Raw genomic sequence first — 15,467 nt, forward strand, 5'->3', positions numbered from 1 at the left:
TTTAACGATAGCTTTGCAAACTGTAAACTTCAAGACTTCCTGCTTTGAGCGCTTGAATCGCTTGAGATACTGCTTCTGCTCCCGCAATAGTCGTATAATAAGGTATTTTCCTAATCAAAGTTGATCTTCGTAATGATTTGGAATCTTCAATAGCCTTTTTCCCTTCAGTGGTATTAATCACTAAGTGTACTTGGCGATTGCTGATCACATCTTCAATATGTGGTCTTCCTTCTAAGACTTTATTGATTTTTTGTGTCGTTAAGCCATTGGACTCCAAAAATCGTGCTGTTCCTTCAGTTGCCATGATTTTAAAGCCCATATTCTTAAATTTTTGTATGATGGGCACAATGCGTTTTTTGTCTGCATCGCGAACAGAAACAAAAACAGTTCCTTCATGAGGAAGGTCAACTCCAGCTCCTAGTTGTGATTTTGCAAACGCTAGAGGAAAATCTTTATCCATTCCTATTACTTCTCCGGTTGAGCGCATCTCAGGGCCAAGTAGGATGTCAACTCCTAGAAATTTATTGAAAGGAAAAACAGATTCTTTTACGGCGAAGTGTTTAATTTTGGATAGATCAGGTCTCTTTCCATAAGCTTCTATAGAAGATTCAAGGCTTTCGCCTGCTATAATACGGGCAGCGACTTTTGCAACAGGGAATCCAATCGTTTTTGCAACAAAAGGTACTGTACGCGATGCTCTGGGATTAACTTCTAGAATGTAAATTATTCCATCTTTAATTGCATATTGGATATTAATTAATCCTACAACATTTAGTGCGCGAGCTAAATCTTTAGTCTGAGAACGTAATTCCTCCTTGAGATTTTCTGAGAGCGAGCGAGGTGGCAATGAACAAGCGGAATCGCCAGAATGAATTCCGGCTTCTTCGATATGCTCCATAATTCCTACTATAATAACTTGGTCGTTTTGGCATAAAGCATCTACGTCGACTTCTATAGCATCGGATAAATAGCTGTCAAATAACAGAGGATGTTTTCCTAATAAGGTATTAATCTGTCCTGTCTTGTCATTTGGATACTGCCGTTTAATTTCTTCTGAAACGAGCTCTGGAAGAGTGTCAAGAAGGTAATCCTGCAACATACTTTCAGAGTATATAATTTGCATAGCGCGACCACCTAAAACATAGGACGGGCGAATTAAAAAGGGAAATCCAATTTCATTTGCGATCAATCGTGCCTGTTCTACGGAGTGAGAAATGCCATTTTTAGGCTGATTCAGTCCTAATTTTATTAATAATTTTTGAAAACGATCACGATCTTCAGCGAGATCTATAGAATCAGGTTGTGTTCCGAGAATAGGAATTTGATTCTTTTCAAGGATTTTAGCGAGTTTTAACGGTGTCTGCCCTCCAAATTGTACTATTACGCCTATTAACTGACCTTTTTGTTTTTCTACACGTAAAATTTCAAGAACATCTTCTTCGGTCAGGGATTCAAAATACAATTTTTCTGCAACATCATAATCTGTTGATACAGTTTCAGGGTTGCAGTTGACCATTATTGTTTCAAATCCTGCTTCGTTTAAAGAGAAAGCAGCGTGACAACAACAATAGTCAAATTCAATCCCCTGTCCAATGCGATTAGGGCCCCCTCCAAGAATAACAATTTTCTTTCTATCAGAGACCTTATCTTCAGATACCATTTGATCAATAAAATTTGTTTCATAAGTAGAGTACATGTAAGAGGTGGGAGATGAAAATTCTCCAGCACAAGTATCGATGCACTTGAAGACGGGATGTACATTCAATTTATTCCGTATTTTTCGTATTTCGTAAGTAGGAATACCGGATAAGATTGATAATCTAGCATCAGAAAATCCCATGGCCTTGATAGCATGAAGATTCTGAAAATCTTGTGGAAGACCATGTTCACAAATACGATGTTCCATATCAACAATCATCTTGATTTGTTGAATGAACCAAGGGTCGATACTACAACTTTGGTGTGTCTCTTCTACGCTCATTCCTAAGCGTAATGCTTGTGCTACCATACGCAATCTATCTGGGCAAGGTATGTTGATAGCAGCACGAATTACATCTTGATCTTTTGCAGATTCCATTGAAGGTATATGAATTTCATCTAACCCAGTAAGGCCAGTTTCGAGACCGCGTAACGCTTTTTGTAAAGATTCTGCAAAACTACGGCCTATTGCCATTACTTCTCCAACGGATTTCATGGAAGTTGTTAAGGTCGTGTCTGAACCAGGGAATTTTTCAAAGGCAAATCGTGGAATTTTTGTGACGATATAGTCGATTGATGGCTCAAAAGCGGCAGAGGTTTTCCCTCCCGTAATGTCATTGCTAAGTTCATCTAAAGTATAACCAACAGCTAGTTTTGCTGCAATTTTTGCAATTGGAAAGCCTGTGGCTTTAGATGCTAAGGCGGATGAACGTGATACTCTTGGGTTCATTTCAATTACGACCATTTGTCCATTTTTTGGATTTACGGCAAATTGTACATTTGCTCCTCCAGTCTCCACGCCGATTTCTTTTAGTACTGCAATTGCAGCATTGCGCATTGATTGATACTCTTTATCCGTTAAAGTCATAGCAGGTGCAACTGTGATTGAATCTCCAGTATGAACGCCCATAGGATCAATATTTTCGATTGAACAAACAACGATACAATTATCGTTTGTATCGCGGATCATTTCAAACTCGTATTCTTTCCAGCCTAAGACGGATTCTTCTATTAATACCTCAGTAGTGGGAGAAGCACGAAGGCCATTTTCAACGATTTCAAAGAATTCTGATTGATTATAGGCTATGCCACCTCCTGTTCCTCCAAGGGTAAAAGATGGACGGACAATAATGGGGAGACCAATTTCATCAAGAGCTTGCACAGCGACAGCCATCGCATGGCAAATATATCGATTTTTTCTATCGTTTTCTTCCAAATTCCACTTTATTTCTAGGGCGTATAATGCAGCATCAAGTTCTTCTTTTGAAAGGTTTTTCTTTAGATTATCTCGTTCTTCTTCGTGCATTTTACGATCATGATCTTTGATATCTGTAGCATTTGCAAGAATGGATTTTGGAGTTGTAAGCGAAATATTTTGCATTGCTTTGCGGAAAAGAGCTCTGTCTTCAGCTTTGTCTATGGTATCTGGTTTGGCGCCAATCATTTCAACGCCATAACGATCAAGCACTCCCATGCGTTTTAATGAAAGTGCCGTATTAAGGGCTGTTTGTCCTCCCGTTGTTGGTAGGATTGCGTCAGGACGTTCCTTCTCTATAATTTTTGTCACAACTTCTGGTGTGATCGGTTCGGTGTAGGTAGCGTCTGCCAGATCTGGATCTGTCATAATAGTAGCGGGATTGGAGTTTATGAGGATAACTCTGTATCCTTCTTCTTTAAGTGCTCTACAAGCTTGAGTTCCAGAATAGTCAAATTCACACGCTTGTCCGATTATAATTGGGCCTGCCCCGATGATAAGAATTGATTTCAGATCTTGACGTTTCGGCATTTTATTTATCCTATACAATTCATGTGGTTTTTTGTATATATTTTGCGATTCTGATTGGAACTAAGTAGTCTTTTATTACATGAGATGTGATCTGTAAGCAACTTTAATTGATCGCTATGTTTATGATAGAAAGATAAATAGATGAACGTGGTTAGATAATCAGGTAGAGATTTCTCGTTGAGATTATTGTCGTGCATCAAAAACTTTAAATACAGATTGGAAAATCTATAGCTATGTTTCAGTTTTAAAACAAGTTTACTAGATTTTGTAAAATATAGTTATTATTCAATTTTAATGGGTTAGATGTGTTGTATTGTTTAATTTTTGCCCGCAAGCATGACGAAAACGCAATACCGCTTCCTTTGTTCCGTACTCTAAAGCGGTTGATGTAAATGCATGGCCTACCGAAATTTCAGAAATATATGGAATTGCTTTTATTAAATTTGGTATATTTTGTATTGTGAGATCATGTCCTGCATTAATTTTCAAATGCATTTCCTGTGCAATGCGAGCTGTGGTAATTAGATGTTTTAGCAAAACACTTTCTTGTTGAGGATCATTATAGCATGCTCCATAGGGGCCGGTGTAGAGTTCAATGCGATCAGCTCCTGTTAATTTAGCTGCTTGGATACACTTTTCTTCTCCATTTCCATCAGCGAAGAGAGATACTCTAGATCCTATGTCATGTAACTCAGCAACAGCTTCCGTGAGAATTTTCTGATTTTTTATAAAATCCCATCCATGATCAGAGGTCAGTTGGTGAGGATCGTCTGGGACAAGAGTAACTTGTTCAGGTTTATAATTCTTGCATAAATTGAGGAATATCTCTGTAGGATATCCTTCAAGGTTTAATTCTGCATTTGGAAATTCTTCATCAATCAATCGGCGAATTTCAGGCAAATCTTTATAACGAATATGACGTTGATCTGGGCGCGGATGTACTGTCAATCCAGAGGATCCAGATTGCAGAGCTATCCTACCAATATGTACTAAGCTTGGCCATGGGAGATTGCGACGATTGCGAAGCATAGCTACTGCATTAAGATTAATAGATATATTGGTAGACATTTTTAAATATCCAGAATTATGCGATTAGGGAAAACATAACAATAATTAACTTCTGCCACAGAACATTTTATTAATTTATTAATTTTTTTAATAAAATAATAGACAGACATTTTTAATTGGAAAGTTATTAAAGATCATTCAGGTACTAGACAGATTTTTGATGCTCTGATAGAGTCGTCTAAAAAAAATCTTGAGTAGTATTTTATTTTATTACCTTTGGGTAATTTTTCAGAAGAAGAGAGATATCTATAGTGTTTGTACTTGTGCGTGACAATAATGTTGAGCAGGCTCTGCGTGTTTTAAAAAAGAAAATGCAAGGAGAAGGGGTATTGCGTGAAGTGAAAATGCGTGATCACTATGAAAAACCTTCTCAGAAGCGTGTAAGGTTGAAAGCTGAGGCGATTCGTCGGGGTAGGAAATTAGTACGTAAGCAAGCTCAGCGTGAATGTTCTGGCGCATCTAGATTTCGAAAGCATAAATGACAGTTCTTTAATTAGTAAGAGGGAGAACGTTCATTGTATCTTCTTAATTGGATTATTGATAAGTACGGCTATAGATTAAAAAGATTGGCACGTTGTTTTATTAGGTCTTTTTTGGTATTTAATCTAGCACTATCAGCGGAAGGGTGTTTGTCTCCATTCCAAATCAGCAACAGGCGCGTGAACATTGCGTCTCTTACTTCCGTAGTTCAAACTAATCCTAGAGATCCTGAGGTATACAATGTACGAGGGGTTGTTTATGGGGGAAATGGAGATTTTCAGAAAGCACTGCTAGATTTCCAAAGTGCTTTGGATTTGAACCCCCGTTATTACAAAGCGTATGCAAATCGTGCTCTGATTCGATATAAAATGGGGGATATCTCGGGGGCGATAAGAGATTATGATGCTGCTTTAAAAATCAATCCAGATTATGATATAGCTTATATAGGACGCGGTGAAATTTATCGTGATGAGAAATATAGTGATTTGCAAAAAGCATTTGTCGATTTTGATCATGCGATAAAGTTAAAAACCTCTGATGGGCGTGCATGGTATGGCCGTGGCCTTGTATATCAAATGCGTGGAGAGCATGAGAGAGCAATTGAAGACTTTTCTAAGGCAATATATCTATCTCATACAGTCGCAGATTATTACAATGGGCGTGGTATTTCTTATATGGCCGTAAAGAATTATGAAAGTGCTTTAGATGATTTTGAATTCGCTATTCACCTTGATGCTAAAAAAGCTAGATTTTGGTTCAATGCAGGAATGGTATATGAAATGCAGAATTCTGATGTGAATGCAATCAATTGTTATAAACATGCATTATCGATTGATTCGAATTATTATAAAGCGAAAGATCGAATTTTGGGGATTCGTAAAAAAGAAGATTTGATTCCCAGATAGTGGATTTGATGAGTAAAAGATTTTAAATAACGATATTTTTTTTAGAACCTTTTTAATGACATATATGCTAAAAATATTCGGGATAATCTATATTTATTTCTTTTGATGGCTTTTTATATGCATTTATTCGGTAATATTTATTGTGCGTATATGTGCGTATTCTGGTGAATATTAGGTTTTTCCCATGCCTATTACTTCCATGCCTATTACTAAGTACAATTTCCTATTTTCTTTGGGGATGTATTCGACAAGATACATTGATTTCTATGTTTTACTTTACATGTATCGTAATTTATAAATTATAGCGTCAAAAGTATTTGTATTGATTCTGAGTAGTGCCTATTTTGATATTATGGAATATTTGAGTTAGATATCCTTAAATTATATTTATTTTTGGTAATGATATGAATTAAGACTTATAAAGTTACTTTTTGCGTTTCAAAGTATTTTTGGCAGAATTTGTCGTAATAAGGGATTTTTTGTTGTTTATTAGGGTTATTTTTTCAAACTTCATAAAGTGGGGTTTTTTATTCTTTGCTTCTTGCATTTGGGTTTTATAGTTCGCAATTTCTCTTTGTGTAGAACATACTTCGTCTGAAATATCAGGGACTTCATTAGATAAGTTTTGTTTGTCAAAGTTCTTTGCTATATAGTTTATTTTCTTTTTGTCGGTTTTAGTGGAAAATCCTACGGATAGCAGTTCTTCAGATATTTTATTGCGTGTATCCCGATCTATAGCTCCTAAAATAACTGCAATTAGCGATCTATTCCCTTGAATAGCCGAAGTAACAATGTTGAATCCAGAAGCACATGTAAAACCGGTTTTCATTCCATCTGCCCCTTGGAATATGCCGACTGCCCAATTGGTATTAGGATATTTTTTCCCTTTTATTTCGAGGCCTTTTATTTGAAAATAATATGCATATTGAGAAAAATCAGTTTTTATTCTCCAAGATAATATGCTCATATCACGTGCTGTTGTATAATGATCATATTGTACTGCTCCATGAGTATTCATAAAATGAGTTGAAGATAATCCCAATTGTTCAGCATAAGCATTCATATGTTTTACAAAATTTTCTTCTGTTTTACACAGAGATTCAGCTATTGCGGTGGCAATATCATTTGCTGATTTTACGATGAGAAGCTTTAAGGCATTATCAAGGGTCATAACACTTCCTTGTCCAAAGGTACTATTTGCAGGAGGGTGTTTGGATGCATTTTTGCTAATAGTTATGGGTGTTTCCAAAGTGATTTTTTTTCCTTCGAGAAAAGAGAAAATAACATAAGCGGTCATTAACTTTGTTAGGGATGCAGGATTCCAAGGGTGGTCAGGATAGTTTTCTGCTATTACATGACCAGTATTGCTATCTATTAATGTATAATAAGGAAGGTTATTCATTCCTGCGATATACTGGGAGGGGAAAATGCTATTTAATAAAACTGCTGTAGCTATGTTTACAAGAAAGTATCTTATAACCGAATCCTTCTTGATCATGTTTTTATTAATCCTTTTATGGAATTTTATATTATGTGGTGTTTATTAGTGCTATCTAATTATCAATATAGTCCATAATCTATATTACAAAAATAAAAAAGTAGTGTTTGTCGTATACTTTGATAGTAATAAATAAATTCAATAGACATAATTTTATAGTTCTTTTTTTGCCCAATATTCAGTACGAGATCCTCGTATATTTTCAAAGTTTACTTCATTTTCCTTTGTCAAAAAGTCAGACAATCCTTTGATAATGCGTTTTGGTAGGGATGCCCCTTCGTATATCATGGCCGAATAAAGTTGGATGAGATTTGCTCCTGCCATTATTTTCTCAAGAGCATCTTTCGTAGAAGATATTCCTCCAGTTCCAATTATAGCTGTTTTAGGGCCAATACGCTGTCTTATTTTTGCAAGGATTATAGTGGATTTTTGAAAAAGAGGAGGGCCAGATAATCCTCCACCTTTTTCTTGGAGGTGTGAATCTTGCAATCCTTTGCGATCGAGTGTGGTATTGGAGACAACAATTCCTTCTACTTTATGAGAAATAACTGCGCTAGCGATATCGTCTAACTCTTTTTCTGATAGATCAGGTGATATTTTCAGAAAGATAGGAACGGATTTACCTGTTTTTATTTTTTCTTCTTTTCTGGCTTGCATAACATGGGTAAGCAACATTTCAATATTTTGCTTTTTTTGCATATCGCGTAAACCTGGTGTATTAGGGGATGAAATATTAATAGTGAAATAAGAGGCAATTGTAGAAAAAAGACGGATACCAGAGACATAATCTAGAATAAAGTTTTTGCTATCTTTATTGGCTCCGAGATTTATTCCAATAGGGAAGGTGGGCTTTATTGTAGAAAGACGTGAAAATACAGCATGGTACCCTTCGTTATTGAAACCGAGTTTGTTGATTATAGCTCGATCCTTAGCTAATCGAAAAACTCTTGGACATTGATTGCCCTTTTGGGGATTAGGAGTAATGGTTCCGATTTCTACAAAGCCAAATCCAAGTTTAAATAATTCTATGGGAACTTCAGCGTTTTTATCATATCCTGCCGCCATTCCTAAAGGATTGGGGAATGATATGTTGGCAACTTTTGTATTGAGGCGGAAGTCATTTTGTAGAGGGAAAAATGATAAAATCCCTGATTTTAACGCAATAATTGATAAACGATGCGCTATCTCAGGGTCTACATTTAATAAACCTCGTAGTGCTAATTTATGAATGACGCTAAGCAAGGTTGAATTTATCCTATAAAAATATAAATCATAGAAAGGGTGGATATGACTTTTATTGAGGTTATGAAAGGAATCACTTTATATCAAAACACCATAATAGAATTGCTTTTTGCGTATGAAGACGATTTTCCGCTTCATCAAAAACTACTGATTGATGTCCGTCTAAAACTTCAGTTGTAACTTCTTTTCCCCGACGTGCAGGTAGACAGTGCATAAATAATGCATCAGGGTGAGCTTCAGACATGAGGGCAGAGTTGACCTGAAATGGCAGAAAGACATGTTCTTCTCTGGCTTTAAACTCTTGGTTCATCGATATCCATGTATCTGTTAACACACAATGAGAGCCTTTGATTGCCTGTAAAGCGTCATGGGACGATACAACAGAAGCCCCTTGATTTGTTGCCCAATTCAAGTATTTGCTTTGAGGCTCTGATCCTATAGGGGTCGCTATATTTAGGTGGTAGTTAAAGCGTACGGCTCCTTCTATGAGGGAATGTAGTATATTGTTCCCATCTCCGACCCAAGAAAAAGTTTTTCCTTTTACTGATCCACGATGTTCTTCAAATGTCATAACATCAGCTATAATTTGACAAGGATGAGTATCGTCAGTTAAAGCGTTGATTACTGGTACAGTTGCATTTTCTTCTAATTCCAGAAGGCGTGAATGGTCAGTTGTGCGCATTACAATCGCATCTACATACCGAGAAAGAACTTTTGCTGTATCTGCGATGGTTTCGGCATTTCCAAGTTGCATTTCTGAGCCTGACAAAAAGATTGTTTCTCCCCCGAGATGTTTCATTGCGACCTCAAAAGAAACGCGGGTACGCGTGGATGGTTTCTCGAAAATCATCGCCAACACTTTTCCAGACAAAGGTTGGTTTTTAGAGGGGTTATCCGAAGAATTTTTGATTTTTTTTGCGTTTTCTACGATTAAGGAAAGATCTGATGATGAGATATTTGATAAGTCTGTAAAGTGTTTCAGATAAGTCATTATATGGAAAATCCTCTTGTTGAATCGTTGTTAGACCTATGATCATAGCCCGTTGATATATTTTATTGGCGTGATAGCTTGAAAGCAGCGCGTTCTATGCGATCTAACCCATCGTTAATTTCCTTTGTAGTGACTATCAGAGGTGGGAGGATGCGTACCACATTATTGCTCGCTGGAGCGGTCAAAAGACACTCGTCTCTGAATTTTTCTGCGAGTATTGCGGGTGGAAATACAGTTTCCAATCCTATTAATAGCCCTTGTCCTCGCACATCTAAAAAAATATTGGGGAAACGATTTTTAATTGCAATTAAGCCGTTAAATAATATTTTAGAAGTATTCATTACGTTTTCAAGAAAGCCATCGGATTTGATGATATCGAGAACTTTTTCTCCTAATACCATTGCTAATATATTTCCTCCATATGTAGATCCATGAGAGCCCTTATTCATACAAGAGGATGCTTTTTCTGTTGCCAAGCATGCTCCAAGAGGAAAGCCTCCGCCCATTCCTTTAGCAATTGCCATAATGTCAGGTGTGATATTAGTCCATTCATAAGCGAATAATTTGCCGGTACGCCCATATCCTGTTTGCACTTCGTCAAATATGAGCAAGGCATCAATATCATCGCAAATTTTACGTAGTTCTTGTAAAAACTCTGGAGGTGCTTTTTGAGCGCCGTTTTCGCCCTGGATTGGCTCTATTAAAATAGCAGCAGTGTCATCGCTAATTTGATTTTTAAGAGATTGGAGATCGCAAAATTTAGCTTGATTAAATCCTTCTATTTTTGGTCCAAATCCTTCTAAATATTGTGATTTACCTCCTGCAGATATTGTTGCTAAGGTGCGTCCGTGAAAAGCCCCTTCAAATGTAATGATGCGAAACTTATTAGTTTTACCTTTCGTATAATGATAGCGACGTGCTGTTTTAATGGCGCACTCTACTGATTCAGTGCCTGAATTAGTAAAAAAAACCTTGTCGGCAAAAGTACTGCGTGTTAGATGATTGGCAAAAATATCTTGCTGTGTTGATTGATAGAGGTTAGAAACATGCCATAGTTTTTCAGATTGTGATTTAAGTGTCTTGACTAATTCTGGATGTGAATGACCAAGAGAATTGACTGCAATGCCAGATGCAAAATCTAAAAAAGGAGTTTTATTTTCAGAAAAGAGCCACGCGCCTTCTCCTTTTTCAAAACGAATATTTGCGCGATCATAAGTGTTAAATAAATGACTATTTTTATTCATTCGATTATTCCTATTGATGAGGCACTTAAAAATTAGGAATAGATGATTCCTAATTTAAGATATTATCTCTTGGGATCAAGGGTAGTAAATCATACTTTTGGTGAAAAGAAAATTGCAGAATAGGACTCTTATCCAAATATGTTAAGAGGAATAAATTTCAGTTATTAATAGGTATATTATTTTAATTCACAACCTTTTTTCTACTTGTTGACGCTTACATAAGATCGGAATAAGGTTTAAAGTCAATAAATAGTTATCAGATGATTCGTTGAGCATTTGTTCTTTCTAGCTAGTTTGGTGCTAGAAATTTGAGAAGGTGGATAGATCAATGGTCTGGACTGATGAAAGAATTGATAAACTTAAGAAATTTTGGTCAGAAGGGTTAAGTGCTAGCCAAATTGCTGTGCAATTAGGAGGCGTGACCCGTAATGCTGTTATTGGCAAATTGCATAGATTATTGTTGCCCAGCCGCGTTAAAGTGAATGAAAATAAGCAATCTGGAAATGATCGGAAGAATAGAGCTCTAGAGTATAATTCTTCTAAGATGAGACAAGATTCTGATGTTGGTGTTAGTGCGCCTGTTCTCAAAGAGCGGATTCCGAATTCAGCTCCTAAACGAAAAGCAAAGCCTGTCTCAGAAAAAGATAATGCGATTACTTCCGGGGTTGTGTTGCCTATGTCGCGTTGTCTAAGATTAATGGAGCTAACGGAAAATACTTGTAAATGGCCTTTAGGAGATCCTTTTGGAAAAGATTTTTCTTTTTGTGGAAGTGATGTACACAATGATTCTCCATATTGTGATTATCATAAAAAGCTTGCATACCAACAAGTGCATGATCGTCGTAAAATCCAAGCAAATTCGCAGTAAATTTAATGACACATAATCCAAATGGATTTAGTTATAAGTCAGAAGGATGACAAACTATTGTTTTGCAGAGATAATTATTGTACTCTGTAGGGATAATTTGACGTTAATGGCTTATAATTACTAATTACGAATTTTTTGATATTTGATAGGTGATTATGTTTATACAAACTGAGGATACTCCTAATCCTGAAACTCTTAAATTTATTCCAGGACAAGTGGTTCTTGAGCATGGTACGATCCATTTTTATAATGCAAAAGAGGCTGAGATATCTCCTTTGGCATCGCGAATTTTTTCTATTCCAGGGATTAAGTCTGTTTATTTAGGATATGATTTTATCACGGTTGCGAAAGATAAGTATGATTGGGAACATCTTAAGCCTCCTGTTTTGGGTATGATTATGGAGCATTTTATTTCAGGACATCCGATTATTGATGGTGGAGAATTAGGAGAGGTAGAATCAGATGGCATGGAGGATGGAGATTTTATAGAAAGTGACCGCGCTATTGTTCAAAGAATAAAGGAGGTTTTGGATAATCGTGTGCGTCCTGCTGTAGCTCGAGATGGAGGGGATATAGTTTTTAAAGGATATCGAGATGGAATTGTATTTCTAAGGATGATGGGGGCTTGTTCAGGATGTCCTTCTGCTAGCGAAACGTTAAAACATGGCGTAGTAAACCTTTTGAATCATTTCGTTCCTGAGGTAAAAGATATTCGTGCAGTTTAGAAATAGGTGTGTTTTGTGATAGTTTTAGCGCTAGACACGACAGGCGGGAACTGTTCTGTCGCTGTTTATGATAGTAATGTCGGTTGTATTTTAGGATCTTATTTTAAGCATTTAGGACGTGGTCATGCCGAACACTTGATGCCAGCGATAGATTATGTGTTAAAGGATTCTCACTTAGATATTTCTCAGATTGATCGTGTTGTTACCGCATTGGGCCCGGGGTCTTTTACCGGGGTGCGAGTGTCTATAGCTGTGGCACGGGGAATTTCTTTGGTTTTAGGAAAGCCAGCTTTGGGGGTGGGGAATATAGAAGTTTTAGCATATTCGCATCTTGCCACTCATGATGGGCCTATAATGGTTTTGATTAGTCTCTTGCGCCAGAGAATTTATTGTCAGAAATTTTCTTCAGAGGGTATTTCTTTATCTTCCCCTGTTATCCTTGATTATGAGCAAGCGCGTTTTGAGGTTGATAGTTTTGAAGGGGGAATAGTAGGTTCTGGATTAGCTGCTATAAGAGGAATTGAAAGTGAGGGGGATCATCTCCCTATGGATGTTTTGTCACAATTGGGACTTTCGAGAACTTGTGTTTCTCCTTCTCCTATTTACGTATAAGTTCCATATGCTTTTCTTTAGCGGGATGTATTTTTTAGTATTTTAAAACAGAAATTTAAGGTAAGGATGAGTTATTGGTGACGTCTTGGAATGAGGACTGATTTAATGTTTTTTATCAAATGGAGAAGATATTTTCCTTTGATAGTATTGTGGGGATGTTACTGATAAGTGATGATTTCGGTTTATTTATCAAACTAATAGGTGTTATCGGATGGTTTTGCAGGTTGTCAATCAGGGTGTTTCTCCACAAAAATTTTTTGTTAAGAATTATGGTTGTCAAATGAATGTGTATGATTCTTTGCGTATAGAGGATATATTTTTTTCTAAAGGATATGAGAAAGCCGATTGTATAGATGACGCTAATCTTATTGTTTTGAACACGTGTCATATAAGAGAAAGGGCAGCTGAAAAAGTTTATTCATCTTTAGGAAGAATACGTAATTTAAAAGCCTCTCAGACAAAAGAAGGAAGAGATACAATAGTTATAGTGGCAGGATGTGTGGCTCAAGCTGAAGGAGAAGAGATTTTGCGACGTTCTCCTGTAGTCAATGTAGTTGTTGGTCCACAAAAGTATTATCGTTTGCCAGAGTTATTAGAGCACGCTAGATTGGGGAAAAGAGTCGTAGATACTGATTATTCTATAGAAGACAAATTTGAGCGTCTTTCTGTCGTTGATGGTGGTTATCAGCGGAAGCGAGGAGTTGCGGCTTTTCTCACAATACAAGAAGGTTGTGATAAGTTTTGTACATTTTGTGTTGTTCCATATACTCGTGGAGCTGAGATTTCGCGATCATTATCTCAGGTCGTTGATGAAGCTCGCAAACTTGTAGACAATGGTGTTCGTGAAATCACTTTATTAGGGCAAAATGTTAATGCTTGGCGTGGAAAAGGCTTGAATGGCCAGAGGTGTGCTTTTAGTGATTTGCTTTATTCTCTTTCTGACATCAAGGGTTTGATAAGATTAAGATATACAACTAGTCATCCACGGGATATGAGCGATTGTTTAATCAAAGCGCATGGTGATTTAGATATTCTTATGCCGTATCTGCATTTGCCGGTGCAATCTGGTTCAGATAGAATATTAAAATCTATGAATAGACGGCATACAGTGGATGAATATCGGCAAATAATTGACAGGATTAGGTCTATACGTGCAAAAATAGCAATTTCAAGTGATTTTATTGTTGGATTCCCTGGAGAGACCGATGATGACTTTGCTGCGACTATGGATCTAGTTGATGAAATAGGTTATTCGCAGGCTTATTCATTTAAATATTCACCTCGTCCCGGGACTCCTGGTTCAAATATGTTAGGGCAGATAGAAGAGAATATCAAAACAGAGAGGTTATTGTGCCTTCAAGAGAAACTTCGTGAACAACAAGTTTCTTTTAATAATGCTTGTGTCGGTCAAATAGTAGAAGTTCTAATAGAAAAAAAGGGAAGAGAAAAGGGGCAATTAGTGGGAAGATCTCCATGGTTGCAATCTGTGGTTTTTGATTCAAGAAATCATAAAATTGGAGATGTTATTAAAGTTCGTATCACGGATGTTAAAATTAGTACTTTATATGGTGAGTTATTAGTTAAAGATTAAAAAATATCGCTCTATGTATGAGATTGTTCCTGACTAATGGAGTCTTATGATATCATGCGTAGAATGATTTCATAAGATAATATAGGTATGGTAATTTCTCTTTTTTAAGAAAAACGTTTTTTCTCATATGAGGCAGAAAAGGTAATGGCTTGATATTTATGTTATGTATTCATTTTTAGATTTTTTATCGGGAATTATTGTTGTTTTGTTGCGATATCTAGGGAAAGGATTTGTTTTTTGTTCATAAAAAAAATAAATCGTTCTAAGTTAGATCTGCAAATAGCTGTGGAAAGTGAACTATGGAGTGATAATGTTTATTTGTATACGTTGTGTGAGGTAGTTTTTACCAAGGCAATTTCTTTTTTAATATCTAAGAGATGTTTAGGAAAAGAAGATGTAATTGAAATATCACTTGTGTTCACTGATTCTCGTCGTAGTAAAGAACTTAATCGGGAATATATTGGGATAGATAAGCCAACTAATGTGCTGTCTTTTCCATTATCTGCTGAATATTCGCATTTAATGTTAGGAGATATTATTCTTGCTTATGAGGTGATAAAATTAGAATCTAATGTGTTAGAAAAAAAATTCGAAGATCATTTAGTACATTTGATGGTGCACGGTTTTTTGCATCTTTTAGGCTATGATCATGTTAGTGATGATGATGCGTGTTTAATGGAAGGGTTAGAGCGATCTATTTTGGGAAATCTTGGTATAGATGATCCTTACGAGATGGATTAAGTTATAAAAAACTTTGAA

General features: G+C 36.4%; 13 protein-coding genes. 7 read left to right on the forward strand and 6 right to left on the reverse strand.

The features are described 5' to 3' along the window. Nucleotide 1 precedes the first annotated feature (1 nt). Together carB and G293_RS02920 are read right to left on the reverse strand one after the other, a co-directional pair. Nucleotides 2–3,484, reverse strand: a complete 3,483-nt coding sequence (carB, locus tag G293_RS02915; protein WP_047264231.1) for a carbamoyl-phosphate synthase large subunit — start codon at nt 3,482–3,484, stop codon at nt 2–4. Nucleotides 3,485–3,775: 291 nt separating this feature from the next. Beyond that, nucleotides 3,776–4,552, reverse strand: a complete 777-nt coding sequence (locus G293_RS02920; protein ID WP_047264232.1) for a pyridoxine 5'-phosphate synthase — start codon at nt 4,550–4,552, stop codon at nt 3,776–3,778. Nucleotides 4,553–4,803: 251 nt separating this feature from the next. Here G293_RS02920 and rpsU point away from each other — a divergent pair, with 251 nt between their 5' ends. Beyond that, nucleotides 4,804–5,034, forward strand: coding sequence for a 30S ribosomal protein S21 (gene rpsU / locus G293_RS02925; RefSeq protein ID WP_047264233.1), 231 nt, complete (start codon nt 4,804–4,806; stop codon nt 5,032–5,034). A gap of 33 nt (nt 5,035–5,067) precedes the next feature. Then, nucleotides 5,068–5,937, forward strand: a complete 870-nt coding sequence (locus tag G293_RS02930; RefSeq protein WP_047264234.1) for a tetratricopeptide repeat protein — start codon at nt 5,068–5,070, stop codon at nt 5,935–5,937. Between the two features lie 424 nt (nt 5,938–6,361). Here G293_RS02930 and G293_RS02935 read toward each other — a convergent pair whose 3' ends face one another. From G293_RS02935 to G293_RS02950, 4 genes are all read right to left on the reverse strand, one after another. Then, nucleotides 6,362–7,435 (reverse strand): D-alanyl-D-alanine carboxypeptidase family protein, encoded by a 1,074-nt coding sequence (locus G293_RS02935; protein WP_200897304.1) that lies wholly within the window; start codon nt 7,433–7,435, stop codon nt 6,362–6,364. A gap of 153 nt (nt 7,436–7,588) precedes the next feature. Continuing rightward, nucleotides 7,589–8,677 carry a quinone-dependent dihydroorotate dehydrogenase gene (locus tag G293_RS02940; protein WP_047264235.1) on the reverse strand — a complete coding sequence of 363 codons (1,089 nt, stop codon included), beginning with the start codon at nt 8,675–8,677 and terminating at the stop codon, nt 7,589–7,591. Nucleotides 8,678–8,750: 73 nt separating this feature from the next. Beyond that, a complete protein-coding gene (argF, locus tag G293_RS02945; protein WP_047264236.1) occupies nt 8,751–9,668 on the reverse strand; it encodes an ornithine carbamoyltransferase in 918 nt (305 codons plus the stop codon). Between the two features lie 62 nt (nt 9,669–9,730). Beyond that, nucleotides 9,731–10,912 (reverse strand): aspartate aminotransferase family protein, encoded by a 1,182-nt coding sequence (locus G293_RS02950; protein WP_047264237.1) that lies wholly within the window; start codon nt 10,910–10,912, stop codon nt 9,731–9,733. Between the two features lie 328 nt (nt 10,913–11,240). Here G293_RS02950 and G293_RS02955 point away from each other — a divergent pair, with 328 nt between their 5' ends. The 5 genes from G293_RS02955 to ybeY all read left to right on the forward strand — a co-directional run bounded on the left by G293_RS02955 (nt 11,241) and on the right by ybeY (nt 15,449). After that, nucleotides 11,241–11,780, forward strand: coding sequence for a GcrA family cell cycle regulator (locus G293_RS02955; RefSeq protein ID WP_047264238.1), 540 nt, complete (start codon nt 11,241–11,243; stop codon nt 11,778–11,780). Nucleotides 11,781–11,935: 155 nt separating this feature from the next. Next, nucleotides 11,936–12,505 carry a NifU family protein gene (locus G293_RS02960; protein WP_047264239.1) on the forward strand — a complete coding sequence of 190 codons (570 nt, stop codon included), beginning with the start codon at nt 11,936–11,938 and terminating at the stop codon, nt 12,503–12,505. Nucleotides 12,506–12,520: 15 nt separating this feature from the next. Then, the gene (gene tsaB, locus G293_RS02965) at nt 12,521–13,117 is read left to right on the forward strand and encodes a tRNA (adenosine(37)-N6)-threonylcarbamoyltransferase complex dimerization subunit type 1 TsaB (protein ID WP_047264240.1); all 597 of its coding nucleotides are present in this window, start codon (nt 12,521–12,523) and stop codon (nt 13,115–13,117) included. A 211-nt stretch (nt 13,118–13,328) separates the two neighbouring features. Beyond that, nucleotides 13,329–14,708, forward strand: coding sequence for a tRNA (N6-isopentenyl adenosine(37)-C2)-methylthiotransferase MiaB (miaB, locus tag G293_RS02970; RefSeq protein WP_047264241.1), 1,380 nt, complete (start codon nt 13,329–13,331; stop codon nt 14,706–14,708). Between the two features lie 237 nt (nt 14,709–14,945). After that, nucleotides 14,946–15,449, forward strand: a complete 504-nt coding sequence (gene ybeY, locus G293_RS02975) for an rRNA maturation RNase YbeY (RefSeq protein ID WP_244464358.1) — start codon at nt 14,946–14,948, stop codon at nt 15,447–15,449. Nucleotides 15,450–15,467 lie beyond the last annotated feature (18 nt).

The organism is Candidatus Liberibacter africanus PTSAPSY (assembly GCF_001021085.1).
Classification (GTDB): domain Bacteria; phylum Pseudomonadota; class Alphaproteobacteria; order Rhizobiales; family Rhizobiaceae; genus Liberibacter; species Liberibacter africanus.

Excerpts from the sequence above, each read along its gene's own strand:
- miaB (WP_047264241.1), top strand. The coding sequence starts at position 13,329 with ATGGTTTTGCAGGTTGTCAATCAGGGTGTTTCTCCACAAAAATTTTTT.
- G293_RS02920 (WP_047264232.1), bottom strand. The coding sequence starts at position 4,552 with ATGTCTACCAATATATCTATTAATCTTAATGCAGTAGCTATGCTTCGC.
- G293_RS02955 (WP_047264238.1), top strand. The coding sequence starts at position 11,241 with ATGGTCTGGACTGATGAAAGAATTGATAAACTTAAGAAATTTTGGTCA.
- G293_RS02960 (WP_047264239.1), top strand. The coding sequence starts at position 11,936 with ATGTTTATACAAACTGAGGATACTCCTAATCCTGAAACTCTTAAATTT.
- argF (WP_047264236.1), bottom strand. The coding sequence starts at position 9,668 with ATGACTTATCTGAAACACTTTACAGACTTATCAAATATCTCATCATCA.
- G293_RS02935 (WP_200897304.1), bottom strand. The coding sequence starts at position 7,435 with ATGATCAAGAAGGATTCGGTTATAAGATACTTTCTTGTAAACATAGCT.
- carB (WP_047264231.1), bottom strand. The coding sequence starts at position 3,484 with ATGCCGAAACGTCAAGATCTGAAATCAATTCTTATCATCGGGGCAGGC.
- G293_RS02950 (WP_047264237.1), bottom strand. The coding sequence starts at position 10,912 with ATGAATAAAAATAGTCATTTATTTAACACTTATGATCGCGCAAATATT.